The following is a 689-nucleotide window of genomic DNA, read 5'->3' as shown; positions in this document are numbered from 1 at the left end:
TGGCGGCGTAGGTCTCGCCCCTGGTCTTGTTCTTCGCCACGTACTGCTTGATGGCCGCCACGGCCAGCGCCCCGGCCGGCTCGACGATGCTGCGCGTGTCGACAAAGATGTCCTTGATGGCGGCGCAGACGGCGTCGGTGTCGACGGTGATGAACTCGTCCACCAGGCCGCTGGCGATGCGGAAGGTTTCCGCGCCCACCAGCTTGACGGCCGTGCCGTCGGAGAACAGGCCGACGTCGGGCAGGGTGACGCGCTCGTGCGCCCGCACCGACTGGATCATGGCGTCCGAGTCGTCCATCTGCACGCCGATCACCTTGATCTCGGGGCGCACGGCCTTGAGGTAGTTGGCCACGCCGCTGACCAGCCCGCCGCCGCCAATGGCGACGAACACCGCGTCGAGCCGGTGGCTGCCGAGCTTTTGCAGCTNGCGCCCGCACCGACTGGATCATGGCGTCCGAGTCGTCCATCTGCACGCCGATCACCTTGATCTCGGGGCGCACGGCCTTGAGGTAGTTGGCCACGCCGCTGACCAGCCCGCCGCCGCCAATGGCGACGAACACCGCGTCGAGCCGGTGGCTGCCGAGCTTTTGCAGCTGGCTCAGGATCTCGACGGCGATGGTGCCCTGGCCGGCGATCACGTCGGGGTCGTCGAACGGGTGCACGAAGGTCAGGCCCTGCTCTTTTTGCAG

Annotated in this window: 1 protein-coding gene and 1 pseudogene; both read right to left on the bottom strand. The window is 68.0% G+C overall.

Annotation, left to right across the window (positions count from 1 at the left end):
• The coding region (locus QZH66_RS17695) for a pyridoxal-phosphate dependent enzyme (protein ID WP_345783877.1) at positions 1-391 on the bottom strand (391 nt) is incomplete at its 3' end.
• A 37-nt stretch (positions 392-428) separates the two neighbouring features.
• Positions 429-689 (bottom strand): annotated as a pseudogene (locus QZH66_RS17690) (pyridoxal-phosphate dependent enzyme); the annotation flags it as partial.

This window comes from Stenotrophomonas sp. YIM B06876, from assembly GCF_030711595.1.
Taxonomy (GTDB): Bacteria; Pseudomonadota; Gammaproteobacteria; order Xanthomonadales; family Xanthomonadaceae; genus Stenotrophomonas.
Note: the sequence above shows the minus strand (reverse complement) of the source record. Positions and strands in the feature narration are given on the sequence as shown.